This window comes from Geodermatophilus normandii (assembly GCF_003182485.1).
Classification (GTDB): Bacteria; Actinomycetota; Actinomycetes; order Mycobacteriales; family Geodermatophilaceae; genus Geodermatophilus; species Geodermatophilus normandii.
Genome location: NZ_QGTX01000001.1, coordinates 1887728 through 1911522, shown reverse-complemented (window position 1 = coordinate 1911522; position 23795 = coordinate 1887728). Strand labels below are relative to the sequence as shown.

The 23795-nt window shown below is 73.9% G+C and carries 23 protein-coding genes and 3 tRNA genes; 1 reads left to right on the top strand and 25 read right to left on the bottom strand.

Annotation, left to right across the window (positions count from 1 at the left end; genetic code table 11):
* Nucleotides 1-209: 209 nt before the first annotated feature.
* The 18 genes from JD79_RS22590 to JD79_RS09360 form a co-directional block, all read right to left on the bottom strand.
* Nucleotides 210-1049: a hypothetical protein gene (locus tag JD79_RS22590; RefSeq protein ID WP_170149167.1), complete on the bottom strand. Its 840-nt coding sequence runs from the start codon at nt 1047-1049 to the stop codon at nt 210-212.
* Nucleotides 1050-1054: 5 nt separating this feature from the next.
* Complete coding sequence (locus JD79_RS09440; protein ID WP_110005305.1) at nt 1055-1729, bottom strand: hypothetical protein; 675 nt, start codon at nt 1727-1729, stop codon at nt 1055-1057.
* A 58-nt stretch (nt 1730-1787) separates the two neighbouring features.
* A complete protein-coding gene (locus JD79_RS09435) occupies nt 1788-3056 on the bottom strand; it encodes an MCE family protein (RefSeq protein WP_110005304.1) in 1269 nt (422 codons plus the stop codon).
* Nucleotides 3053-4312: an MCE family protein gene (locus JD79_RS09430; protein ID WP_110005303.1), complete on the bottom strand. Its 1260-nt coding sequence runs from the start codon at nt 4310-4312 to the stop codon at nt 3053-3055. The genes JD79_RS09435 and JD79_RS09430 overlap by 4 nt, the downstream gene beginning before the upstream one ends.
* Nucleotides 4309-5550 (bottom strand): MCE family protein, encoded by a 1242-nt coding sequence (locus JD79_RS09425; RefSeq protein WP_110005302.1) that lies wholly within the window; start codon nt 5548-5550, stop codon nt 4309-4311. Before JD79_RS09425 ends, JD79_RS09430 begins: the two co-directional genes overlap by 4 nt.
* Entirely contained in the window at nt 5547-6581 is a 1035-nt protein-coding gene (locus tag JD79_RS09420) for an MCE family protein (protein WP_110007584.1), read from the bottom strand. Before JD79_RS09420 ends, JD79_RS09425 begins: the two co-directional genes overlap by 4 nt.
* On the bottom strand, nt 6581-7618 hold the full coding sequence (locus tag JD79_RS09415; protein WP_110005301.1) for an MCE family protein: 1038 nt from the start codon (nt 7616-7618) through the stop codon (nt 6581-6583). The genes JD79_RS09420 and JD79_RS09415 overlap by 1 nt, the downstream gene beginning before the upstream one ends.
* A gap of 67 nt (nt 7619-7685) precedes the next feature.
* Complete coding sequence (locus JD79_RS09410) at nt 7686-9077, bottom strand: MCE family protein (protein WP_110005300.1); 1392 nt, start codon at nt 9075-9077, stop codon at nt 7686-7688.
* Between the two features lie 7 nt (nt 9078-9084).
* Nucleotides 9085-9954, bottom strand: a complete 870-nt coding sequence (locus JD79_RS09405) for an MlaE family ABC transporter permease (protein WP_245899976.1) — start codon at nt 9952-9954, stop codon at nt 9085-9087.
* Nucleotides 9955-9957: 3 nt separating this feature from the next.
* On the bottom strand, nt 9958-10770 hold the full coding sequence (locus tag JD79_RS09400; protein ID WP_245899975.1) for an MlaE family ABC transporter permease: 813 nt from the start codon (nt 10768-10770) through the stop codon (nt 9958-9960).
* Nucleotides 10767-11891, bottom strand: coding sequence for an ABC transporter ATP-binding protein (locus JD79_RS09395; RefSeq protein WP_110005299.1), 1125 nt, complete (start codon nt 11889-11891; stop codon nt 10767-10769). Before JD79_RS09395 ends, JD79_RS09400 begins: the two co-directional genes overlap by 4 nt.
* 228 nt (nt 11892-12119) lie before the next feature.
* Nucleotides 12120-12512 carry a 50S ribosomal protein L7/L12 gene (rplL, locus tag JD79_RS09390; protein WP_093578209.1) on the bottom strand — a complete coding sequence of 131 codons (393 nt, stop codon included), beginning with the start codon at nt 12510-12512 and terminating at the stop codon, nt 12120-12122.
* 17 nt (nt 12513-12529) lie between these two features.
* Nucleotides 12530-13156, bottom strand: coding sequence for a 50S ribosomal protein L10 (rplJ, locus tag JD79_RS09385; protein WP_110005298.1), 627 nt, complete (start codon nt 13154-13156; stop codon nt 12530-12532).
* Between the two features lie 388 nt (nt 13157-13544).
* Nucleotides 13545-14264 carry a 50S ribosomal protein L1 gene (gene rplA, locus JD79_RS09380; protein WP_110005297.1) on the bottom strand — a complete coding sequence of 240 codons (720 nt, stop codon included), beginning with the start codon at nt 14262-14264 and terminating at the stop codon, nt 13545-13547.
* A gap of 131 nt (nt 14265-14395) precedes the next feature.
* The gene (gene rplK, locus JD79_RS09375) at nt 14396-14827 is read right to left on the bottom strand and encodes a 50S ribosomal protein L11 (protein WP_093578212.1); all 432 of its coding nucleotides are present in this window, start codon (nt 14825-14827) and stop codon (nt 14396-14398) included.
* Nucleotides 14828-14915: 88 nt separating this feature from the next.
* On the bottom strand, nt 14916-15821 hold the full coding sequence (nusG, locus tag JD79_RS09370) for a transcription termination/antitermination protein NusG (RefSeq protein ID WP_110005296.1): 906 nt from the start codon (nt 15819-15821) through the stop codon (nt 14916-14918).
* A gap of 44 nt (nt 15822-15865) precedes the next feature.
* A complete protein-coding gene (gene secE / locus JD79_RS09365; RefSeq protein WP_110005295.1) occupies nt 15866-16405 on the bottom strand; it encodes a preprotein translocase subunit SecE in 540 nt (179 codons plus the stop codon).
* Nucleotides 16406-16547: 142 nt separating this feature from the next.
* Nucleotides 16548-16620: transfer RNA gene (locus tag JD79_RS09360), tRNA-Trp, on the bottom strand.
* A gap of 311 nt (nt 16621-16931) precedes the next feature.
* Here JD79_RS09360 and JD79_RS09355 point away from each other — a divergent pair.
* Entirely contained in the window at nt 16932-18167 is a 1236-nt protein-coding gene (locus JD79_RS09355) for a pyridoxal phosphate-dependent aminotransferase (RefSeq protein WP_110005294.1), read from the top strand.
* Here the strand turns inward: JD79_RS09355 and JD79_RS09350 are convergent.
* The 7 genes from JD79_RS09350 to JD79_RS09320 all read right to left on the bottom strand — a co-directional run bounded on the left by JD79_RS09350 (nt 18164) and on the right by JD79_RS09320 (nt 23561).
* Nucleotides 18164-19624 (bottom strand): M1 family aminopeptidase, encoded by a 1461-nt coding sequence (locus tag JD79_RS09350; protein WP_110005293.1) that lies wholly within the window; start codon nt 19622-19624, stop codon nt 18164-18166. The two genes, JD79_RS09355 and JD79_RS09350, sit on opposite strands and share 4 nt — an antisense overlap.
* On the bottom strand, nt 19621-20049 hold the full coding sequence (locus JD79_RS09345) for a MaoC family dehydratase (protein WP_110005292.1): 429 nt from the start codon (nt 20047-20049) through the stop codon (nt 19621-19623). Before JD79_RS09345 ends, JD79_RS09350 begins: the two co-directional genes overlap by 4 nt.
* Nucleotides 20046-20492: an FAS1-like dehydratase domain-containing protein gene (locus JD79_RS09340; RefSeq protein WP_110005291.1), complete on the bottom strand. Its 447-nt coding sequence runs from the start codon at nt 20490-20492 to the stop codon at nt 20046-20048. Before JD79_RS09340 ends, JD79_RS09345 begins: the two co-directional genes overlap by 4 nt.
* Nucleotides 20493-20524: 32 nt before the next feature.
* A complete protein-coding gene (gene rpmG / locus JD79_RS09335) occupies nt 20525-20689 on the bottom strand; it encodes a 50S ribosomal protein L33 (RefSeq protein ID WP_110005290.1) in 165 nt (54 codons plus the stop codon).
* Nucleotides 20690-20789: 100 nt separating this feature from the next.
* Nucleotides 20790-20863: transfer RNA gene (locus JD79_RS09330), tRNA-Met, on the bottom strand.
* 44 nt (nt 20864-20907) lie between these two features.
* Nucleotides 20908-20980, bottom strand: a tRNA-Thr gene (locus JD79_RS09325).
* Between the two features lie 100 nt (nt 20981-21080).
* Nucleotides 21081-23561 carry a putative bifunctional diguanylate cyclase/phosphodiesterase gene (locus tag JD79_RS09320; RefSeq protein WP_245899974.1) on the bottom strand — a complete coding sequence of 827 codons (2481 nt, stop codon included), beginning with the start codon at nt 23559-23561 and terminating at the stop codon, nt 21081-21083.
* Nucleotides 23562-23795: the final 234 nt, after the last annotated feature.

Here is a 23795-nt window from a genome sequence, read left to right as displayed (position 1 = left end):
TCGGCGGGCAGGCAGTCAGGGGGCAGCGCAACAGAGAACCCTACCCCTGCTCGCGAGCGCTGTCCACGTCGGGGGTGAGTGGCAACCCACACCACGCCCCCGGGAAGGACGGCGCCGACACGACGGGCGGCATTCCGCGCGACGATGATGCCAGTCCGGGTGCCCCGTTGTCGCCGCCACGCCGCGATCGCCCGGTGCGGCCGGCCCGGCTAGCTGGTCGTCAGCAGGGTGAGGTCGCTGATCTTCCAGTCGCCGTCGACGCGGGTCAGCTGCACCTGCACGGTCTGGGTGCACGACTGCGCGCCCTCCGGCGTGACCGTGCACTCCGAGCCCTCGGGGGCGGTCTGCGTCCCGCTGGTCACCGACTGGACGACGTACTGGCCGAAGACGACGACGGTGGCGGTGTCCTGGTCGTCGGACACCTGCTGCAGGCCGATGTCGAGCACCTCGTAGCGCGTGGTGGCCGAGACCTGCTCGTAGGTGTCGATGATCCCGCCCTGGGACAGGTCGGTCTCGTACTGGTCCCGCAGGTCGCCGGTCAGGACGTCGAGCTTGCGCTGCACGCTGCCCTCGGAGTCCTGGTAGTCGTAGGCGTAGAGGGCCTGCACGTCGTCGCGCGCCGCGGCGAACACCTCCGGCGAGACGTGCGTGGGGTGCAGCCGCTGCCAGGTCAGGAAGGCGACGGCGCCGGCGGCGAGGAGGCAGAGCGCCGCGAGGACCGCGACGAGCGACAGCCGCCGCCGGCCACGGGCGGACACGGCTCCGGTGGCCGGGCGGGTGCGTGCCGGCCGGGTCCGGCGCGGCGCGGCCGCGGTCGCCTCGGGAGCGGGGTCCGCCGCCGTCGCCACCCCCGCCGTCGTCACCCCCGCCGTCGCCACCCCCGCCGTGGTCACCCCCGCCGTCGCCACCCCCGCCTGCGGCGTCGCCCCGGGACGGGGCTCCTCGCGGTCGCGGCGGCTGCCGGCCACCCGGGGCCGCGGGGACGGACGGGGCCGCTCGGCGCGCGGCCGCGGCGTCGGGCGGGGGCGCTCCCCCGGGTTCTCGCTCACGCCGGTCACCTCCCCGAGATCCCGGACAGCAGCCAGCGGCCGTCCTGGCGCACCAGCTCGACCTGGATGCGGTAGCGCAGCACCTGGGCCTGCGGGGCGGCGGTGCTCTGCTGCGTGGACTGGATGACCAGCAGCACGGTGCCGGTGTCCTCGCCGGCGCTGACGACGCCGGCACCCACGACCTCGGTCTGCACGACCGCCTGGGCGTCGACCAGTTCCTGCCGCCGGTCCTGCAGCTGCGCCAGCGACTCGTCGCGCAGGTCACCGGTGGCCACGCGGCGGACCTGCTCGATGTCGTCGTCGATGGTGAGCGCGTCGAAGGAGGTCAGGTCGACGATCCCCGAGCGGGCCGCCTGCAGGACCTCGACGTAGGAGTCGGTGCGCACCGGGGACCCGGCGTCGCCGCGGAACCACGGCAGCGCCAGCCAGGTGGCCGCGGCGAGCAGCAGCACGAGGAGTCCGGCGAGCACGGGCACCAGCGGGACCGACGGCCGGCGGCGGGCGCGCGGCGCGGGCTCCTCGTCGCCGGCGGTCCCGGCCCCGAGGGCCGACGGCTCCACGCGGCGGGACCGGCGCCCCTGCGCTTTCTCCTCGGGGGCCGGGTCCGCGGGGGACCCGGCGGCGGACGGGCGGGCGGTCCCGTCGGCGACCGTGTCGGTGTCCGGACCGGCGTGCGTCACCGGGTCCTCCTCTCTTGGTGTGGCGGGTCGGCCACTGCGCGTGACGAGCATGCCCGACTCAGCCCGTCGTCCGCGCGAAGGGGACGCCACCGAGCAGTCCGCCGAGGACGTCGTCGACCACCGTGGCCACCGGGGCGAGGGCGCCGGCCTGGCCCTGCGGCCCCGGGGACCCGACGCCGCCGTCGCCGCCGATGTTCTGCGCGCCGCGGATGTTGGAGCCGCTCTCGTCCACGCCGTCGCCCGGGATGGGGTCGGCGCCGCCGACGACGTCGCAGCCGACGGAGTCGACGTCGACGGAGGCCACCGCCCCGGGGGTGGGCGTCCGGCCCGTCGAGACGTAGCCGCTGGTGCAGGCGCGGGGGTCGTCGGCGTTGAGGACCAACCCGAAGTGCGCCCGCAGCGTGCCGCCGTCGTTGCGGACGACGCTGAAGCCACCGCTGACGACGTCGGGATAGGTGACGAGCAACTGCTCGACGCCGTCCAGGCGCGGGATCGTGACGCCGTTGAGGACGTCGAGGTTGCGCACCAGCGAGCCCAGGCCCGGCCCGGCGTTGTCGACCAGGTCCTGCAGCGCCGCGCCGGCGTCGGGGGCGTTGACCACCAGGCCGCGCAGGTCGGGGTCGATCTCGACCAGCGTGTCGCTGACCGCGCGCAGGTCGCCGGCCCACTGCTCGATCGCCGAGCGGCTCTCGGCCTGCGTCTGCAGCACCGTCCGCCCGTCGGTGATCAGCCGCAGCGTCTGGGGCAGCGACTGCTCGGCGCGGGCCAGCAGCAGGTCGCCGTTGTCGAGGAGGCGGGCGAGGTCGTCGCCGGCGCCGGCGAAGGCGCGGCCGAGCTCGTCGACGACGATCCGCAGGTCCTCGGCGTCCAGGGAGGTGACCAGGCCGTCGACGTCGAGCAGCAGCTGCTCGACGGGGATGGGGATCGCCGTGCGCGACTGCGGGATCACCGCGCCCTCGGCCAGGAACGGCCCGTCGGCGGAAGCGGGGCGCAGGTCGACGTACTGCTCGCCCACGGCGCTGCGGTTGGCCACGACGGCGTCGGTGTCGGCCGGGATCGGGGCGGCGTCGGGGTCGATGGTCATCGTCACCCGGACGCCGTCGTCGGTGAGCCGCATGTCGCTGACCCGGCCCACCGCCACGCCGCGGTAGGTGACCTCGGCGTTGACGAAGATGCCGCCGGAGTCACGGAAGTCGGCGGCGACGTCGAACCCGCTGCCGAGGAGCAGCCGGTCGAGGCCGACGTGGTTGAAGCCGACGTAGGAGATGCCCAGCAGCGCCACCGAGACGAAGGCGAGCAGCTGCAGCTTGATCCTGCGGGTGATCACGGCGTGCCTCCGGTCGGGACGGCGGGCAGCCCGGGCAGGCCGGCCGGGGTGCTGCCGGCCGGGCCGCCCAGCACGGTGCCCGCCAGGCCGCCGAGGCCCGGCACGGGCGTCGGGGCCGGCGACGGGCCGGTGCCCCCGGTGCCGGCCGGCGGGGTGCCCGCGGTGCCGCACTCCGCGCCTCCGAGGTCCTGCGGCTCGAGGGTCTCCAGGCCGCCGGTGACCGGGTCGACGACGTAGCGGCACAGCAGCTCGCGCAGGTCGAGCCCGAGGTCGGCGGTCATGTTCGTGAACAGGCCGTAGCCGCCGGTGCGCGCGTCGGGCCGGTACTGCAGGGCCGACAGCGAGCTGGCCGGGAACGGATAGGTCAGCAGCAGGTCCAGGGACTCGGCGAGGTCCGGGCCCGCGGCGGCCAGCTGGGTCAGGATCGGCTGGAGCAGCTGCAGGTCGGCGACGGTGTCCGCGCCGGCCTGCTGGATCACCCGGGTCCCCACGTCGCCCAGGCGCGCCAGGCTGTCGAGCATCGAGACGAGCAGGTCCCGCTGCTCGGTGACGACGTCGAGCCCGGGGCCGATGGTGTCCAGCGCCGTCTCGATCGTCCCGGTGCGGGCGGCCAGCGACCCGGCCAGCGCGTCGACGCTGTCGAGCGCGCGGCCAATCTCCTCGCGCTGCTGGTCGAGACCGGCGATGAAGGTGTCGAGCTGGGTGAGGGTGGCGCGGACGGCGTCCTCCCGGCCCTCGAGGGCGTTGCCGAGCTCCCGGCTGATGGTCTGCAGCTGGGCCAGCCCGCCGCCGTTGAGGACCAGCGAGAGCGCGCCGAGCAGCTCCTCGACCTCGACGTTGCGGTTGGTGCGCTCCAGCGGGATGAGCGCGCCGTCGCCGAGCTCCCCGGTGGGCTCCTCGGAGCCCGGCGCGGCCAGCTCGACGTACTTCTCCCCCAGCAGCGAGGACTGCTGGATCATCGCCACCGCGTTGGCCGGGAGGTCGACGTCCCCGTCGACCTCGACGGTGACCACGGCGGTCCAGTCGGCGCCGAGGGAGACGTCCTCCACCCGGCCGACCGGCACGTCGGCCACCCGGACACCGGCCTGCGGGACGAGGTCGAGGACGTCGAGGAACTGGATCCGCACCGTGTAGGGGTCGTCGCCGACGTCCGCGCCGCCGGGCAGGTCGAGGGAGTACGCGCCGCGGAAGCCGCACCCGGACAGCAGCAGCACGCCGGCGCCCAGCGCGGCCACCCGCCGGCCCAGCCCGGTCACCGCCGGGTCCCCGGGAGCGGCGGCAGGCCGATCAGCGGGGTGCCGCCGGCCTGCGGGGTCGTGCCGCGGCCGAACAGGGTGCCGAGCAGCTCCTGCAGGTCGGGGACGCCGTTGCCGTTGAGGTCGTCGAGCTGGCCGTCGTTGCCGGGGTCCCCGGACAGCAGCCGCACGCAGACCTGCTCGGTCGGCGGCAGCTGCAGGAAGGCGGTCAGGTCGGGGAGGCCCACCCCGGCGACCTGCAGCCGGCCGGCCTGGGCCAGCAGCTGGCAGACCATGACCTCCGGGTTGGTCGACCCCAGCGAGTTGTCACGGGTGTCGAGCGTGCCGTAGTCGGGGTTGTAGGCGTGCGCGACGTTGCCCAGCGCCGCGGGCGCGACGTCGAGCACCTCGGCCAGCGCCTGGCGCTGCTGGACCAGGGTGAGGGTGACGTCGGCCAGCCGGTCGACGTTGGTGGTCAGCAGCGTGGTGTTGGTCTGCACGAAGGTGGCGATCTCGGCGAGCGCCGAGGACAGCAGCCGGACGGCGGCGGCGAGGTCCTCGCGCTCCCCCTCGAGCTGCTCGGCGACCGCGGCCAGGTTGTCGTTGAACTGCCCGACCTGGGTGTCGACGGTGGCCAGCGCCGAGGTGAAGGACTGCAGGTTCTCCACCGAGCCGAACAGGTCGTCGCGGTTCTCCGACAGGGTCTGCACCGCCTGCGAGAAGCCGGTCAGGGTCTGGTCGAGGGCGTCGCCGTTGCCCTCGAGGTTGGCCGCGCCGGTGGCCAGCAGGTCCGACAGCGCGCCGTTCTCGTTGGCGCCGGTCGGGCCCAGCGCGGTGGAGAGCTCGTCGAGGGCGCCGTAGACGGCGTCGAGCTCGACCGGCGTCGCGGTGCGGGAGAGGTCCAGCTCCGCGCCGTCCTCCATCGTCGGGCCGCCGTCGTAGACCGGGGAGAACTGCACGTAGCGGTCGCTGACCAGCGACGGCGCGAGGATGACGGCGTCGGCGTCGGCCGGGATGTCGTAGTCCTCGTCCACCAGCATGTCCACGCGCACCCGGTCGCCCGTCGGGACGACGCCGGTGATCTCGCCGACGTCGATGCCGAGGACGCGCACGTCGCCGCCCTCGTAGACGCCGACGGCCTGGTCGAAGTACGCGGTCACGCGCATCTGCCCGGCCGGGCGCAGGACCGTCCAGCCGACCGCGCCCACCAGGACCAGCGCGGCGGCCAGCGCCACGCCGCGCTGCAGGGTCGCGCTCACTGCCCCTCCTCGCAGGAGACGGGACCGCCGGGCAGCTGGGCGGCTCCCCCGCAGAGGACCGACCCGACGGCGCCGGGCAGCAGGTTCTCCACGAAGCTGTCGAACCAGCGGCCGTTGCCCAGGGTGTTGGTGAAGACCCGGACGAAGGGCGCCAGGTCGGCGACGGTCTGCCCGAGGGCCTCGCGGTTGCGCGACAGGATGTCGGTGACGGTCGCCAGCTGCTGCAGTGCCGGGGTGAGGGCCTCGCGGTTGTCCGCGACCAGGCCCGACAGCTGCTGCGCCAGGGTCTGGGTGTCGGTCAGGATCGAGTCGATGAGCGCCCGCCGCTCCTGCACCTCGGTGAGCAGCGTGTTGGAGTCCAGGATCAGCTGGGTGAACTCGCCGTTGCGGTCGGCGAGGACCCGGGTCACGTCCCGCGTGGCCGACAGCAGCTGCTGCAGCTGCGCGTCGCGCGAGGCGATCGTGTCCGAGAGCCGGGCCAGCCCGTCGAGGGACGTGCGGACCTCGTCGGGGGTCTCGGCGAAGGTCTGCGACAGCACCTCGAAGGAGCTCGCCAGCTGGGCGGTGTCGATGTCGTCGACCGTCGTCGAGAGGTCGGCGAAGGCCTCGACGACGTCGTAGGGCGAGGCGGTCCGCTGCAGCGGGATGCGCTGCCCGGGGTCCAGCGGGGAGGTGCCGCGCGGGACGAGCGCGAGGTACTTGGCGCCGAGCACCGTCTCGATCTTGATGGCCGCCTCGGACCGGTCGCCGACGAAGGCGTCGCGGACGCGGAACTCCACGGTGACCGCGCCGTCCTCGAGGGCCAGGCTCTCGACCTGGCCGACCTTGACGCCGGCCACGCGCACCGGGTCGTCGGGCCGGAGCCCGGCGGCCTCGGAGAACTGGGCGCGGTAGACGGTGCCCCCGCCGATGACCGGCAGCGACTGCGCGTTGAACGCCAGGAACACCAGGAGCGCGATGACGGAGAGGCTGACCGCCCCGATGACGACCGGGTTGCGGTCGCGGAAGGGCTTGGCCGGACGGCGGGCCATCAGCACCCCCTCGCGCCGGAGCCGAGCCCGCCGGCCGGGATGGTGCTCGGCTCGCTCGCGCCGGGCAGGGTCACCGAGCCCGACGCCCCGCACAGGTAGAAGTTGAACCAGCTGCCGTTGACGGCGGTCCGGGTGATCAGGTCGATCTTGGTCGGGGCGAGCTGCAGGAAGTCCTCCACGACGTCGCCGGTGTCGGCGAGGTTGCCGGCCAGGGCACCGAGGCCCTCGATGTCGGCCGCCAGCGGGGCGCGGGCGTCCTCGAGGAACCCGGCGGTGGTCACCGCCAGGCCGTCGATGGTCTGCAGGGCGTCGAAGACGGCGTCGCGGTCCTCGGTCAGCCCGCTGACGAACTGCTGCAGGGAGACGACCAGCGACGACAGCTGCTCGTCGCGGGCGGCGACCGTGCCCATCACCGAGGTCAGGTTGTCGATGACGCTGCCGATGACGGCGTCCTTGTCGGCCAGCGCGGAGGTCAGCGAGCCGACGTGGCCCAGCAGGCTCTCCACCGTGCCGCCCTCGCCCTGGAACACCTGGATGATCTCGAAGGACAGCCGGTTGACGTCCTGCGGCGAGAGGGCCTGGAACAGCGGCCGGAACCCGCCGAAGAGCGTGGTGAGGTCCAGCGCGGGCCGCGTCTGGGCCAGCGGGATGGTGGCGCCGGCGTCCAGCGTGCGCCCGGCCGACCCCTCCCCCTCGGTGAGCGCGACGTAGCGCTGGCCCACGAGGTTGCGGTAGCGGATGGTCGCCTGCACCGAGGTGGGCAGCGCGACGTCGGCGTCGACCTCGAGGGCCACCTCGGCCACCGGCCGGTCGGTCTGCTCCGACAGGCCGATCCCCGTCACCTGACCCACCCGGACGCCGGCGATGCGCACCTCGTCGCCCTCGACCAGGCCGGCGACGTCGGTGAACTGCGCCCGGTACGCCAGCGACTCGCCGTACCCGGCGTTGGTGATGGTGCTGACCAGGACGTAGCTGGCCAGCACGGTCACCAGCGCGAAGACGGCCAGCTTGGTCAGCGGCGCGGCGAGCCCCCTCACGACGCCCTCCCCGCTCCGCGGCCGATCGCTCCGCTCCTCGCCCGCCGGCGCTCGCTGCGGTGCTCGCTCATCGGAGCGCCACCTGGGTCCCGCGCAGCAGCGGCGCCATCGTCGAGGCGGCCAGGTCGGACACCTCGCCGGGCGCCACGCCGGTCTGGTAGCCGAGGATGCTGCGCACGAGGTCCAGCTCCGCGGTGGAGCCGGCCAGGCCGGTCGGCAGGGAGGTGCCTGCCGATGCCGTCACGGTCGCGTTGGGCTCGCCGGCACCGGCCGGGACGTCGTCGGGGCTCCGGCCGCCGAGGCAGTTGGGGTTGCCGCTGAGCGGGTTGTCCACCGAGTCGACGCCGTCCTCGGGCGGGACCGGGCAGTAGTACTCGCCGCGGTCGGCCGCGGCGATGATCGCGTCGATGTCGTCGAGGCCCTGGCAGTCCGGCCCGGACCGGTCGAGGTAGGCCGGCTGGTCGCCGGGCTGGTAGGGGTTGCGGGGCGGCAGCGTCACGGTGATGTCCAGGTTCAGGGCGGGGTCGCCGTCGCCGCCGAAGGCCTCGGTGATCATCGGCTTGAACCGGGCCAGCCCGTCGAGCAGGCACGGGTACTGCGGCGAGTACTCGGCGAACAGCCCGAGCACCGGCCGGGAGGTGGCGGCCAGCGAGATGAGGGAGCGCTCGTTGGTCTCCAGGAAGCCGGCCGCGGTGGTGGCCGAGCCGCCGACGACGGTGAAGGTGCGGCGCAGCTGCTCGGACTGGTCGACCAGCGTCTGCGAGGTCACCGACAGGTCGTCGAGGACGGCCAGCAGGTCGTCGGCGGCGGAGGTGTAGGTGTCGGCGACGTCGGCCAGCCCGCTGATGTCGGCCTGCAGGTCGGGCAGCACGGTGTTGAGCTCGCCCACGTAGTCCCCGATCGAGGCCAGGTTCTCCCCCAGCCGGTCCCCGCGGCCGCGCAGCGCCGAGGCCACCGCGCCGAGGGTGTAGCTGAGATCCTGCGGCTCGACGGCACGCAGCAGCGGCAGCAGGTCGTCGATCACCCGCTGGAGCTCGACGGCGTTCTCCGTGCGGTCCTGCCCGATCTCGTCGCCGTCGGCCAGCCGCTCCCCCGAGGGGCGGTCGGGCACGACCAGCGACACGTACCGCTCGCCGAACAGCGTCTTGGGCAGCAGCCGCGCGGTGACGTCGGCCGGGATCTGCTCGAGGTGCTGCGGCCGGATCCCGAGCTCGATGGTGGCGCCGTCGGCGCCGGCCTCGACGGAACGGACCTCGCCGACGACGACCCCGCGCACCTTGACGTCGGAGGCCTCCTGGAGCTGGTTGCCCACCGTGTCGGCGTGCAGCAGCACGCGGGCGGTGTCGGTGAACGCCTTGGTGTAGAGCGCCACCGTCAGCCCGAGCAGCAGCACCAGGACGACGAGGAACGCCACGCCCTGCAACCGCCGGCGCACGACGGCGCCCCTGTTCCCGCTCATCGCCCGCTCACCCCGCGATCCGGACGGTCGTCGTCGAACCCCAGATGGCCAGTGACAGGAACAGGTCGATGACCATGACCGCCACGATCGAGAAGCGCACCGCCCGGCCCACGGCGAGGCCGACCCCGGCGGGGCCGCCGCTGGCCCGGTAGCCGTAGTAGCAGTGGCTCAGGATGATCACGACGGCGAAGACCAGCACCTTGGCGAAGGACCACAGCACGTCCTGCGGCGGCAGGAAGAGGGTGAAGTAGTGGTCGTAGGTGCCGGCCGACTGGGCGTAGGCCTCGGTGGCGATGGTCCGGGTGGCGAAGTAGCTGCTCAGCAGGCCGATGACGTACAGCGGCACCACCGCGACGAAGCCGGCGACGATGCGGGTGGTCACGAGGAACGGCAGCGAGGGCACGCCCATGACCTCGAGGGCGTCGATCTCCTCGTTGATCCGCATGGCGCCGATCTGCGCGGTGAAGCCGCAGCCCACGGTGGCCGACAGCGCCAGCCCGGCGACCAGCGGCGCGATCTCGCGGGTGTTGAAGTACGCGGAGAGGAAGCCGGTGAACGCCGACGTGCCCAGCTGGTCGAGGGCCGCGTAGCCCTGCAGGCCGACCTCGGTGCCGGTGAAGAACGACAGGAACGCGATGACGCCGACGGTGCCGCCGATGACGGCCAGCGCACCGGTGCCGAAGGTGACCTCGGCGAGCAGCCGGAGGGTCTCCCGCTTGTACCGGCGCAGCGTGCGCGGCGTCCAGGCCAGGGCGCGCCCGTAGAAGGACAGCTGGTCGCCGAGGTCCTCGAGGGTGTCCATCGGCCGGCCGTACACGCGGCGGACCAGGCGGCGCGCGCCGACGCGGACCCGGTCGACCGGGGAGAGCAGCGCCACCGGTCACTGCCCCTTCGGCGGGACGAGCTGGAAGTAGATCGCCGTCATCACGAAGTTGACCGCGAACAGCAGCAGGAAGGTGATGACCACCGACTGGTTCACCGCGTCCCCGACGCCCTTGGGACCGCCGCCGGCCCGCAGGCCCTTGTAGGAGGCGACGATCCCGGCGATCAGCCCGAACACCAGGGCCTTGACCTCCCCGGACCAGAAGTCCTCGACCTGGGCCAGCGCGCCGAACGACGCCAGGTAGGCGCCGGGGGTGCCGCCCTGCAGGACGACGTTGAAGAAGTAGCCACCCGCGACGCCGACGACGCTGACCAGCCCGTTGAGCAGCGTGGCCACCAGCATCGCCGCCAGCACCCGCGGGACCACGAGGCGCTGGACCGGGTTGATCCCGAGCACCTCCATGGCGTCGATCTCGTCGCGGATCTTGCGGGCGCCGAGGTCGGCGCAGATCGCCGAGCCACCGGCGCCGGCGATGAGCAGCGCCGTGACGATCGGGCTGGCCTCCCGGAGCACGGCGAGCACCGACGCCGACCCGGTGAAGGACTGCGCGCCGAGCTGGCGGGTCAGCGAGCCCAGCTGCAGGGCGATCACCGCGCCGAAGGGGATGGCGACCAGCGCCGTCGGCAGGATGGTCACGCTGGCGACGAACCAGGTCTGCTGGACGAACTCGCGCAGCTGGAACGGCCGCTTGGGCAGGGCCCGGAAGGTGTCGAGCGCGAAGGCGAAGAGCGTGCCGCTGGCCCGCAGCGGCCGGGCCGGGGAGAGCCTGCCGTCGAGCAGGCCCGGCGCCTTCGGCCCGGTCGCCGTCACCGGCCGTCCCGCGGACCGGGCAGGACGCCACCGGCCGCCGCACCGATCGCCCGGGTGTCCCAGTGGCGGCCGTGCGCACCCGCCGTCGGGGCGAACACGCCGGCGTCGGCCTGGGCGAGCAGGTCCGCCGGGAGCGAGGCCCGGATGGCGTCGGCGGTGGCCGGGTCGACGTCGTGCAGCATGCGGGCCACGCGCTCCTGCCGGCGGCGCTGGGCGCGCCGCTCGGGCAGGCCCGGCGAGGGGTCCAGCTGCGGCGGGACGGCGTCGCCGCCGACGGCGCCCTTGGGGCCGACGCCGTTGTGCCGGTCGCCGCCGCGCGCCTGCAGGGCGGCCATCTCGGCCTCGACCTGCGCGACGTCCTTCTCCTCGCTCATGCCGATCGGGCCCTCGCGGCGGCCGTTGAGGAACTGCTGGACGACCGGCTCCTGGGAGGTGAGCAGCTGCTCGCGCGGCCCGAACATCGCCAGGTGCCTGCGGTAGAGCAGGCCGAGGTTGTCCGGCACGGTGCGGGCGGTGCCGATGTCGTGGGTGACGATGAGGAAGGTGGCGTCGATCTGCGCGTTGAGGTCGACGATCAGCTGGTTGAGGTAGGCGACGCGGACCGGGTCCAGGCCGGAGTCCGGCTCGTCGAACAGGATGATCTCGGGGTCGAGCACCAGCGCGCGGGCGAGGCCGGCGCGCTTGCGCATGCCGCCGGAGATCTCGCCGGGCAGCTTCCCCTCGGCGCCCTGCAGGCCGACCATCTCCATCTTCTCGAGGACGATGCGGCGGACCTCGGACTCACCCTTCCTCGTGTGCTCGCGCAGCGGGAAGGCGATGTTGTCGAAGAGGTCCATCGAGCCGAAGAGCGCGCCGTCCTGGAAGAGGACGCCGAAGAGCTTGCGGACCTCGTAGAGCCGCTGCTCGCCGCACCGGACGATGTCGGTGTCGCCGATGACGATCGAGCCGCGCTCGGGCTTGAGCAACCCCACCAGCGACTTGAGGAAGACGGACTTGCCGGTCCCCGAGGGGCCGAGCAGCACGGAGATCTCGCCGGGCGGCAGGGTCAGCGTGACGTCGCTCCAGATGTTCTGGCTGCCGAAGGACTTGGTCAGCCCCTCGACCTGGACCGCGACGCCCACTGTCGACCTCCTCGTCCCCCGGCTCCGTCGCCGGCCGCACTGGGCGCCCGGTCCGACTACTCATGGGTAACGAGGACGCCCGCGGGAGGTTACGTGGATCACGCCGCCCACCGTGACACGGTTCGCTGTCACGTCACTCGAAAGCGACAGGGGCCGCCCTCCGGCGAGGAGAGCGGCCCCTGTGGCATGCGGGGTCGTGCAGGTCCCCGGCTCAGGCCGGGGACGGGGTCACTTGACGGTGACGGTGGCGCCGGCGCCCTCGAGAGCGGCCTTGGCCTTCTCGGCGGCGTCCTTGGCGACCTTCTCCAGGACCGGCTTCGGCGCGCCGTCGACCAGGTCCTTGGCCTCCTTGAGGCCGAGCGAGGTCAGGCCGCGCACCTCCTTGATGACCTGGATCTTCTTGTCGCCGGCAGCCTCGAGGATGACGTCGAACTCGTCCTGCTCCTCGGCGGCGGGGGCGCCGCCGTCGCCACCACCGGCCGGCGCGGCAGCCGCGACGGCGACGGGGGCGGCAGCGGTGACCTCGAAGGTCTCCTCGAACTGCTTCACGAAGTCGGACAGCTCGAGCAGCGTCATCTCCTTGAACGCGTCGAGCAGCTCCGTGGTGGACAGCTTGGCCATGATCTCTCCTTCTGGGGTCAGTCGGTGCTGGCCGCGGCGTCCGCGGTCTCAGTGTTGTCGGTGGCCGGGGCGGCCGTGGGGGTGTCGGCAGCAGCGGTGTCCGCGGTGTCGGCGGCCGGAGCGTCGCCCTCGGCGGGCTTCTTCTCCTGCAGCGCGGCGGCCAGGCGGGCGACCTGGGACAGCGGGGCCTGGAACAGCCCGGCGGCCTTGGTGAGGTTGCCCTTCATCGCGCCGGCCAGCTTGGCCAGCAGCACCTCGCGCGGCTCGACGTCGGCGAGGGCGGTGACCTCGGCGGGGCTGACGGTGCGGCCCTCGACGACGCCGCCCTTGACGACGAGCAGCGGGTTGGCGCGCGCGAAGTCACGGATGGCCTTGGCGGCCTCGACGACGTCGCCCTCGATGAAGGCGATCGCGGTCGGGCCGTTGAGCAGCGGGGCCAGGTCGGAGTGACCGACCGTGTCCGCCGCCCGCTTCGTCAGGGTGTTCTTGACGACGGCGTAGCTGCTGCCCGCACCGAGGGAACGACGCAGCTGGGTCAGCTGCGTCACGGTCAGCCCGCGGTACTCGGTGAGCACGGCCGCGCTGGACTTCTGGAACCGCTCGGTGATCTCGTCGATCACCGCGGCCTTCGCCTGCGTGGGCATGGGCCTCCTCTCGTCTGACGGGCGACCACTCGTGCGCCGTACGGGAACGGGCGATCGGGGCCCGGAGACGAGGAACGCCCCGGCGCAGGCGCACGGGGCGAGGGAGGCGGGCACGAGGCGCCGCGTCGATCGAACCGTCCTCCTGCGCGGGCCGCCCGGGGATCCGGGACCTTCGATCGCACGCGGACGTGCGACGACCAGCGGTCGTGGGGGGAACAGCGACGAGCATACGCGACCGCGCGGAGGAGGCGGCGGCCGGTGCCGGGAACGGCGGAGGCCCCGCCGCGCGGCTGCGCGGCGGGGCCTCCTGGCGTCCTCTGGGGGTGACCCCCTCGCAGGGTCCCGCCGCGAGCGTCAGCGAGCGGTGGGGGGCGAGGGGGGTCCTCGCTCAGGCGGTGGGCTCGTCCACCGTGAGGTTGCGGGTGCGGTTCGGGTCGACCGGGATGCCCGGGCCCATGGTCGTGGAGATGGTGACCTTCCGCAGGTACCGGCCCTTGGCGGCGGCCGGCTTGGCGCGCAGCACCTCGTCGAGCGCGGCGGCGTAGTTCTCGACCAGCCGCGTCTCGTCGAAGGAGGTCTTGCCGATCACCAGGTGCAGGTTGGCCTGCTTGTCGGTGCGGAAGTTGACCTTGCCGCCCTTGATGTCGCCGACGGCCTTGGTGACGTCGGGGGTCACCGTGCCGGTCTTCGGGTTCGGCATCAGGCCGCGGGGCCCGAGGATGCGCGCGACGCGACCGACCTTGGCCATCTGGTCGGGGGTCGCGACCGCGGCGTCGAAGTCCAGGAAGCCGCCCTGGATGCGCTCGATCAGGTCGTCGGAGCCGACGACGTCGGCCCCGGCGGCCTCGGCCTCGGCGGCCTTGTCGCCGGTCGCGAAGACGATGACGCGGGCGGTCTTGCCGGTGCCGTGGGGCAGGTTGACCGTGCCGCGGACCATCTGGTCGGCCTTGCGCGGGTCGACGCCGAGCCGGATGGCCACCTCGACGGTCGCGTCGTAGGTGGTCGGCGAGGTCTGCTTCGCCAGCCCCGCCGCCTGCAGCGGGCTGTAGAGGTTCTCGCGGTCGACCTTGGCCGCCGCCTCGCGGTACTTCTTGCCGTGCTTCGCCATGGTGGTGTCCTCTCCCCCGGGCGGAACGCTCGGGGATCTCGTGGTGTGCGGGCCTGGCGGGGCCCTCCCACAGCTGCTCCGGGCTCGGACGAGCCCGGTGGTGCGACGCCGCCGGTGGCCGGCGGCTTCCGTCAGCCCTGGACGGTGATGCCCATCGAGCGGGCGGTGCCGGCGATGATGCGCTCGGCCTCGTCCAGCGAGTTGGCGTTGAGGTCGGGCATCTTCGTCTGCGCGATCTCACGGACCTGGTCGCGGGTGACGGTGGCGACCTTGGTCTTGTGCGGCTCGCCCGAGCCCTTCTCGACCCCGGCGGCCTTGAGCAGCATGCGCGCGGCCGGCGGCGTCTTGGTGACGAAGGTGAACGAGCGGTCCTCGAACACCGAGATCTCGACGGGCACGACGTCCCCGCGCTGCGACTCGGTCGCCGCGTTGTACGCCTTGCAGAACTCCATGATGTTGACGCCGTGCTGGCCGAGCGCCGGACCCACGGGCGGCGCGGGGGTGGCCGCACCGGCCTTGATCTGGAGCTTGATGACCGCGGTCAACCGCTTCCTGGGGGGCATGACTTCCTTCTTCGTGACGGGATGGAACGACCGCGTCGCAGGTTCCCGCTCCCACTCTACGAGCGGTGGGAGGCGACGAGGTCCTCGTTCAGATCTTGGCGACCTGCGTGAACGAGAGCTCGACCGGCGTCTCGCGGCCGAAGATGGAGACCAGCACCTGCAGCTTCTGCTGCTCGGCGTTGATCTCGTTGATGGTCGCCGGGAGGGTGGCGAAGGGGCCGTCCATCACGGTGACGGACTCGCCGATCTCGAAGTCGACCAGCGTCGTCGGCGCCGCGGCCGCGGCCGGCGAGGCGGCCTCGGCCGCCCGGGCCGCCTGGGGCGGGGCGTCGGGGACGAGCAGGTTCACGACCTCGTCGATCGACAGCGGCGAGGGCCGGGAGGTGGCACCGACGAAACCGGTGACGCCGGGGGTGTTGCGGACCGCGCCCCAGGACTCGTCGTTGAGGTCCATCCGGACGAGCAGGTAGCCGGGCAGCTTCTTCCGGTTGACCTGGGTGCGCTTGCCGTTCTTGATCTCGGTGACCTCCTCGGTGGGCACCTCGATCTGGAAGATGTAGTCCTCCATGTCCAGCGACTGGATGCGGGACTCGAGGTTGGTCTTCACCTTGTTCTCGTAGCCCGCGTAGGAGTGGATGACGTACCAGTCGCCGAACTGCGCGCGCAGCGTGCGCTTGAGGGTCTCCCGGGGGTCGGCGTCCTCCGCCTCGGCCTCGGCCAGCGCCTCGGTCACGATCGGGTCGTGGTCGGGGGCGGGCGCGGCGAGGGGGTCGCCGACCAGGCTGTCGCGGCCACCGCTCTCCACGACCGGGGTCACGTCGGCCACGCCGGTCGCGGTGTCCTGGTCGGTCGTGTCGATCGAGCCCTCGGCCGAGCCGGGCTGACCGGCACCGGTCTCGAGGTCGACGCTGCCGCGGACGTCGGCGCGCTCGTCGTCGAGGTCGATGGCCGGGACGTCGCTGTCGGTGTCGAAGGGCTCGCGGGGGTCGGTCACGGGGATCTCTTCCTTGTCGGGGGCGTTCAGGCGCAGGGGGGCGGTCAGCCGAAGACGGCGAGCACGCCCTGCGCGAAGAGGACGTCGAGGCCCGCGACGAGCGCCACCATGAACGCCACGAAGATGATGACCACGGCCGTGTAGGTGATGAGCTCACGGCGGCCCGGCCAGATGACCTTGCGCAGCTCGGCCACGACCTCGCGGAGGAAGCGGCGCAGGCTCCGGCGGCGGCGGACCTCGTCGGACCGGGCCCGCTGCGCGGCGGCGCGCGACCGGGTGCCGGCGCCGTCGCGGCCGGCGGGCCGGCTGCCGGCGGAGCGCTCGCGGGCGGCACGGCGGGTGCGCGGGGCGACGTCCTCGTCGTCCTCGTCGTCGCCGGCGGTGATCCGGCCACCCCGGCGGCGGGCCGGGGTGCTGACGACCTTGTCCTCGTCGGCCTCGGCCTCCGCGGCGACCTCGTCCTCGGCGGCCTCGAGCTCGGCGGCGTCCTCGACGCCGGGGGCCTCGCGGTCGAGCTGCTCGTCGGTCAGCTCGGCGTCCGAGGCGGAGCGGGGGTCCTCCCCCGGGCCCGGCTTCTCGCTCACTGCGCCTCGCTCGCGTCGTGGTGGTGGCCGCTGCTGGCGGGCCGTCTGGTGTCGTGCTCCCCGGCCGGCGACCGTGTCCGGGGTGCCGGTGCACGGTCGGTGCCGGGTCGTGCTGCGCGCCGGCGCGGGCCGGCGGCACGGGCAGGGGTGACAGGACTTGAACCTGCAGCCTGCGGTTTTGGAGACCGCTGCTCTGCCAGTTGAGCTACACCCCTAGTGCCCGGGACCGGTGCCACGCGTGCGGTGGCCCCGAGCGCCCCGGGGCGGCCGGACCCGCCGGTCCCGCGCGGCACCCGGGAGGTTCCGGGGCACGCCGGTGGCGGGGGTCGATCGCCCCAGGTCTGCCAGTGTACGGGACGGCCGGACCCGGCCGTGACCGTGCTCCGGCCGGCCCGCTCGTGCGGGCGAGCCGTCCGGCGCGTGCGGGCGGCCGTCGACGTCGGTCGGGCACGCGGTGCGGCGCCGGCGCGGGGAGGCGGCCGGAACTGGCGGGCCCGTCCGGGGCGTCCTCCGGCAGGATGGGCGCATGACCGCCGTCTCCCCGTCGGAGTCCGCCGCCCCCTCCCCCGCCTCGCGCCGCGTCTCGCGGCGCATCGGGTCGATCGCCGAGTCCGCGACGCTCGCGGTCGACGCCAAGGCCAAGGCGCTCAAGGCCGCGGGCAAGCCGGTCATCGGCTTCGGCGCCGGGGAACCGGACTTCCCGACGCCGGACTACGTCGTCGAGGCGGCCGTCGCGGCCTGCCGCCAGCCGGCGATGCACCGGTACACCCCGGCCGGCGGGCTGCCCGTGCTCAAGGAGGCGATCGTCGCCAAGACCGCCCGCGACTCGGGCCTGGCGCTCACCCCGGCGCAGGTGCTGGTGACCAACGGCGGCAAGCAGGCCGTGTACGAGGCCTTCGCCACGGTGCTCGACCCGGGCGACGAGGTCCTCGTGCCCGCCCCCTACTGGACCACCTACCCCGAGGCGATCCGGCTGGCCGGCGGCGTCCCGGTGCCCGTGGTCGCCGACGAGGACAGCGACTACCTCGTCTCCGTCGAGCAGCTCGAGGCGGCCCGCACCCCGCGGACCAAGGTGCTGCTGTTCGTGTCGCCGTCCAACCCGACCGGCGCGGTGTACCCGCCGGAGCAGGTCGAGGCCATCGGCCGGTGGGCGCTCGAGGCCGGCCTGTGGGTGCTCACCGACGAGATCTACGAGCACCTCACCTACGGCGGGGCCACCGCACCGTCGATGCCGGTGGTGGTGCCCGAGCTCGCCGACCGCTGCGTCGTCGTCAACGGGGTGGCCAAGACCTACGCGATGACCGGCTGGCGGGTCGGCTGGATCGCCGGCCCCGCCGACGTCGTCAAGGCCGCGACCAACCTGCAGTCGCACGCCACCTCCAACGTCGCCAACGTGTCCCAGGCCGCCGCGGTGGCCGCGCTGACCGGCGACCTGTCGGCGGTCGACGAGATGCGCACGGCGTTCGACCGGCGGCGGACGACCATCGTGTCGATGCTGCGCGAGATCCCCGGGGTCACCTGCCCGGAGCCGCAGGGGGCGTTCTACGTCTACCCGTCGGTCAAGGGCCTGCTCGGCCGGCCGATCAACGGGCGCACCGCGTCGACCAGCACCGAGCTCGCCGAGCTGCTGCTCGAGGAGGCGGAGGTCGCCGTCGTCCCCGGTGAGGCGTTCGGGACGCCGGGCTACGTGCGGATGTCCTACGCCCTCGGCGACGACGACCTGGTGGAGGGCGTCAGCCGCCTGCAGCGCCTCCTCGGCTAGTCCGGCAGGTCGTCCTCGTCGAGGGCGCCGGCCGCCACCAGGACGTCGGTGGCGGCCGGGAGGTCGGCCAGGGCGGCCGCCAGGTCCGCGGGCGTGGCGATCGACCACGCGTTGACCTGCACGTAGCAGCGCAGCGCCGCGTCGAACGGTGCGGGACCGGCCGCCTCGCGGGCGGCGACCAGCGCGGCACCGCCCTTGTCGTAGACGGCGTCGAAGTAGGCGCCGGTGTCGGCGAACTCGTCCATCGCCGCACCGACGTCGCCCGGGCCGGCCAGCACCCGGTCGAGGGCCTCCTGCGAGACCTGCCCGTCGACGCGCTCGGCGTAGGTGGCGAACGCCTCGTCCAGCCACGGGTCGCGGAACTGCGAGTCGCCGACCATCCCGTAGAACCACATGTGCGCGACCTCGTGCTCGAGGACGGACCGGTCGGCGCCGGCCAGCAGGATCGAGCTCGGGTACTCGATGCCGCCGCCCTCGTCGGGCAGCAGCGGCACGGTGAGCGTGGCGTAGGGGAAGGCGCCGAAGCGGTCGGCGAGCTCCGTGACGTCCTCGCTGGCCCAGTCGGCGAGCTCGCCGGGCCCGGTGCCGGACCCCGGCAGCACCCCGGTGGTGATCTCGACCCCGCCGGGCGAGGTGAGCGTGGCGGTGCGGAACTCCCCGGCGGCCACGCTGACGTCGCGGGCGACCGGCTCGTGCGCGGTCCAGGTGCGCCGGCCGTCGTCGGGCTCGGTGGGCTCGTCCTGGGCGCCGGTCATCAGCACGGTGAGGTCCTCGGGCGCCGAGACGGTGACCGTGGTGTCGGCGACGGGGCTGCTGGCGGTCTCGCCGAGGACGCCGACGAAGGGGTCGCGCGCCCAGCCGACGCCGGGCTCCCACGCCAGCAGCGGGAAGCCGCTGGCCCACCAGGACACGTCCTCGGCGGTGCCGAGCCGCTCGAACCCGCTGCCGCCGAGGGAGACGGTGAAGTCCAGCTCCACCTCGGTCGACTCGCCGGCCCCGAGCTCGCCGTCGAGCTGCAGGACGTAGAGCCCGCCCGGGCCCTCGGCGCCGGCGTCCTCGTAGCCGCCCTGGTCGACGTCGTCGCCGCGGACGTCGTCGACGGTGATCCGGTTGCCCAGCTCGGTGGCGCCGGGGCCGTTGGGCACGAGCCGGAACACCATCTCGTCGGTGGCCACGTCGGGCGTGAAGACGACGGTCTCGGTGCCGGTGACGGTCTGCCGGTCGTCGGAGAGCCGGAAGTCCAGGTCGACGACGGGCCGGTCGGGGTCGGGCTCGGCACGCTCGGCCGGGCAGCTCGGGTCCTCGTCGCCGTCCCCGTCGCCGTCCTCCGGCGGTGCGGACGACGGGGTGGCCGCCGGGGTGTCCTCCGCGGCCAGCGTCTCGGTGAAGGAGGTGCCGCAGCCGGCGAGCAGGAGGAGCGCCGCGGCGGCGGCCGGGAGGGTCCGCCGCGCGGTCATGCCAGTGCGACGGTGGCGCGGGCCAGCGACAGCACCTTCTCGCCGCCGCTGGTGACCGTGAGGTCCACCCGCACGCGGCCGCCGTCGAGGACGGCGCCGACCTTCCCGCGGACGGTGACCTCGGCGCCGGTGTCGTCGTCGGGGACCACGACCGGGCGGCCGAAGCGCACCTGGTACTCGACGACGGCGCCGGGGTCGCCGGCCCAGTCGGTGACCGCACGGGCGGCCAGGCCCATCGTGAGCATCCCGTGGGCGATGACGCCCGGCAGGCCCACGGAGGTGGCCACCCGGTAGCTCCAGTGGATGGGGTTGAGGTCGCCGGAGGCGCCGGCGTAGCGGACGAGGTCCGCGCGCGTGACACGGTGGGTCTGCTCGGGCAGCTCGGTGCCGACGGCGACGTCGGCGGCCCGCAGGCGGGCGCTCACGCCGTCCCCCGGGCCACGAGCATCGAGGTGGCGGTGCAGACGGCCTCGCCGTCCTCGGTGGCGACGTCGACCCGCGTGGTCAGCAGGTCGTTGCCGGCCACGCTGCGGACCGTCTCGATGGTGGTCGTGCTCACCAGCCGGTCCCCGGCGCGGATGGGCCGGTGGTGGGTGAAGCGCTGCTCGCCGTGGACCACGCGGCTGTAGTCGAGGGCGACGTCGGGGTCGGCGAGCACGACGTCGGCCGCGCCGAGGGTCACCACGATGGCGAAGGTGGGCGGCGCGACGACGTCGGGGTGTCCCAGCGCCCGGGCGGCCTCGGGGTCGGTGTGCACCGGGTCGGCCGCGCCGACCGCGGTGGCGAACTCGGCGATCTTCGCCCGCCCGACCTCGTAGACGGCGGAGGGCGGGTAGCTGCGCCCGACCAGTCCTGCGTCCAGCGCCACTCCCGCCCTCCCTCGCTCCGTGCGGACCCGCGTCAGCGGGTCTCGCGGTGGACCGTGTGCTTGCGGTCCCGGGGGCAGTACTTCTTGATCTCGAGCCGGTCGGGGTCGTTGCGCCGGTTCTTGCGCGTGATGTAGTTCCGGCTCTTGCACTCCTGGCAGGCCAGGGTGATCTTCGGACGGACGTCGGTGGCTGCCATGGAGGCTCCTCGCCTTGTCGGGCCGGCCGTGTGGCCGGGAGACCGTGGCGGCGGGTGCCGACACGGCGACGGACCCCGGTCGCCCGGGGTCCGTCTGGAGTAGCGGTGACCGGACTTGAACCGGTGACACAGCGATTATGAGCCGCTTGCTCTACCAGGCTGAGCTACACCGCCGGATGACCGCACGGCCCGGTCTCGCGACTGGACCGGCTGGTCGGAGCCCCTTTACGGAATCGAACCGTAGACCTTCTCCTTACCATGGAGACGCTCTGCCGACTGAGCTAAAGGGGCGTGCTCTACGAGCCGTCAGGAACTATACCCGACCCCCTCGCGGCTCCCCCGCAGGGGCCCACCGCGAGCCCGCGAGTGCCGGGGGACGCGGGGTCCTCCCTCAGGCGCGGACGAACAGCCGGCGGTGCTGGGCACCCGGCGCGGCCGAGCGGACGCCGGTGCGCGCGAGCAGCCACTTCTCCAGCACCTCGTCGGCGAGCGGCCGGCTGACCAGGAAGCCCTGGAGCTTGTCGCAGCCCATCTCGGTGAGCAGCTTGCGGGTCAGCTCGTCCTCGACGCCCTCGGCCACGACGCGCAGGCCGAGGTTGTGCGCCAGCTCGATGATCGAGCGGGCGATGAAGGACTCGCCCTGGCTGGTGGACATGCCCAGCACGAAGGACTTGTCGATCTTGACCTCGTCGATCGGCAGCTGGCGCAGCTGTGACAGCGACGAGTAGCCGGTGCCGAAGTCGTCCATCGACAGCCGCAGGCCCAGGGCGTGCAGGTCGGTCAGGACGTTGCTGGAGCGCACGGAGTCGTCGACGACGCTGCCCTCGGTGAGCTCGAGGATGAGCAGCTCCCCGGGGACGCCGTGGCGGCGCAGCGCCCGCTGGACCCGCTCGACGAGGTCGGGCTCGGTCAGGCAGCGCGCCGAGAGGTTCACCGCGACCGACAGGGCGATGTCCTGGTCCAGCCACCGCCGGCAGCGCGCCAGCGCCAGGTCCAGCACGTGGTCGGTCAGCGGGCCGATGCGGCCGATCTGCTCGGCGAGGTGGATGAAGTCGTCCGGCGGGATCGCCCCGAAGCGCGGGTGGGCCCAGCGGACGAGGGTCTCCACCGAGACGATGTCGGAGGTCCGCGCGTCGATGATCGGCTGGAAGACGACGCTGATGGAGCCGTCGGCCATGGCCTGCTCGAGCTCGGTGCCCAGCTGCAGGCGCCGCAGGCTCTGCTGGTCGAGCACCTGGTGGTAGCTGGCCACGCCGCCGCTCTCCGAGGCGGCCGCCAGCAGCGCGACGTCGGCCCGCTGCATCAGCGTGCCCGAGTCGGTGCCGTGGACTGGCGCGGCGGCCACGCCGACGGTGAGCGTGACCTCCAGGTCCAGGCCGGCCACGCGCGCCCGGGTGGAGGTCGCCTCGCGCAGCCGGCGGGCGGCGCGGTCGGTGGCGGGCAGCGACAGCCCGGGCAGCAGGACGGCGAACTGCTCGCCCTCCATGCGGGCGACGAGCGCGTCCGGCGGCGCGTGCTCGCGCAGCAGGCCGGCGGTGACGAGGAGCAGCTCGTCGGCGGCGGCGTGCCCGAGGGTGTCGACGATCTCGGTGTGGTTGTCCAGCGCCGCGAGCACGAGGCCGGCGCGCGCGCCGACCGGGTCGGCGCCGAGCAGCTGGTCGATCTCGGCGGCCAGCCGCTGCCGGTTGGGCAGCCCGGTGAGCCGGTCGTGGTCGGCGTCGTAGCGGATCTGCGTCAGCAGCTGCTGCTGGCGGATGGCCGCGTTGACGTGCGTGAGCATCGAGTCCAGCGCGGAGCGGTCGCTGCCGGTGAACGACACGACGTCGCTGCGCCGGTCGCACACCTCCAGGTAGCCGGGTTCGCCGGCCGCCGTCGCCACCGGTGCCCCGAGGACCTCCTCGGCACCGCGGCGGGCCAGGGCGGCGCCCTCGGCCGGCGTCGCCCGGCCGGCGGCGACCAGGACCGGCTCGGAGGAGCCGGGCGTCAGCACCCGCTGGCGCAGGACGTCCTCGGGGTCGGCCGGCCCGTCGTACCAGGTGACACCGCCGTCGCCGGCCACGACCAGCCGTGGGGGCTCGTCGAGGTAGGGCGGCAGCCACAGCGCCACCTTGTCGGCGTTGAGCAGCTCCTGGACCGCCAGGACGATCTGCAGCGGCCCGTCCGCGTCCGGCCGGACCTGCTCGACCCGGCGGGCGAACTCGTAGACCTGCTGCACGGTCCGCCGCTCGCGCAGGGCCGAGGCCGACAGCCGGAAGACCGCGACCATGGCCGCGAGGATCGGGAGGATGAGCAGCCAGGCCCAGCCGTTGTCGCGGGTCAGCAGGACCGCCCCGACGCCGGCGGCCACGCTGAGCGGGCCGAGGACGAACTGCGGCACCAGCGCGCCCATCCAGAAGCGCCGGTCCGGCCGGCCGTCGGTCAGCGTGATGATCGCGGCGACGCACGCGGCGGAGACGACGTCGGCGAACGTGACGGCCACGACCAGGGCGGCCCAGGTCAGCGGCGAGGCCAGGTCCGGGGCGGGGAACAGCTGCAGGACCGCCACCGCCGCGGTCACCTCGAGGACCGCGAGCGCGACGTTGAAGACGGTCTTGTACGGGGCGTAGTTCTGGCGGAGGAGGACGGCGACGACGGCCGCGCCGCGCGCCAGAGCGGTCCAGAGGCCGCCGACCTCGACCAGCCCGATGACGACGACCAGCTCCATCGGCGTCAGGCTGAACGTCTGACGGCGAACCTCGAGGTCGAGCTTGACCGACTCGGTGACGGCGAAGGCGACGACCAGCACCAGGACGACGAGGGGCGAGGCGGACGTCGCGGCCGGCGGCAGCACGAGCAGCCCGAGGACCAGCGCGATGAGGGCCGCCGCGCACACCGGGACCCAGGGTCGCAGGACGGGCGCCCCGGGCGACCGTCCCGGGGGAACGGCCGAGGGCTCGCGGTGCTCCACGACGGGAGCCGGGGGCTCGGCCAACGGGACCCTGTCTGTTCGGTGGGTGGGCGTCGGCCGAGGCTAACAGCGCGGGGCGGATGGCTGAGAGCGATCTCACCCCTCGGAGGCAGCCGCCGTTCCCGCGGCTGCCCCCGTCCTGGAACGGAGGGCGTCAGC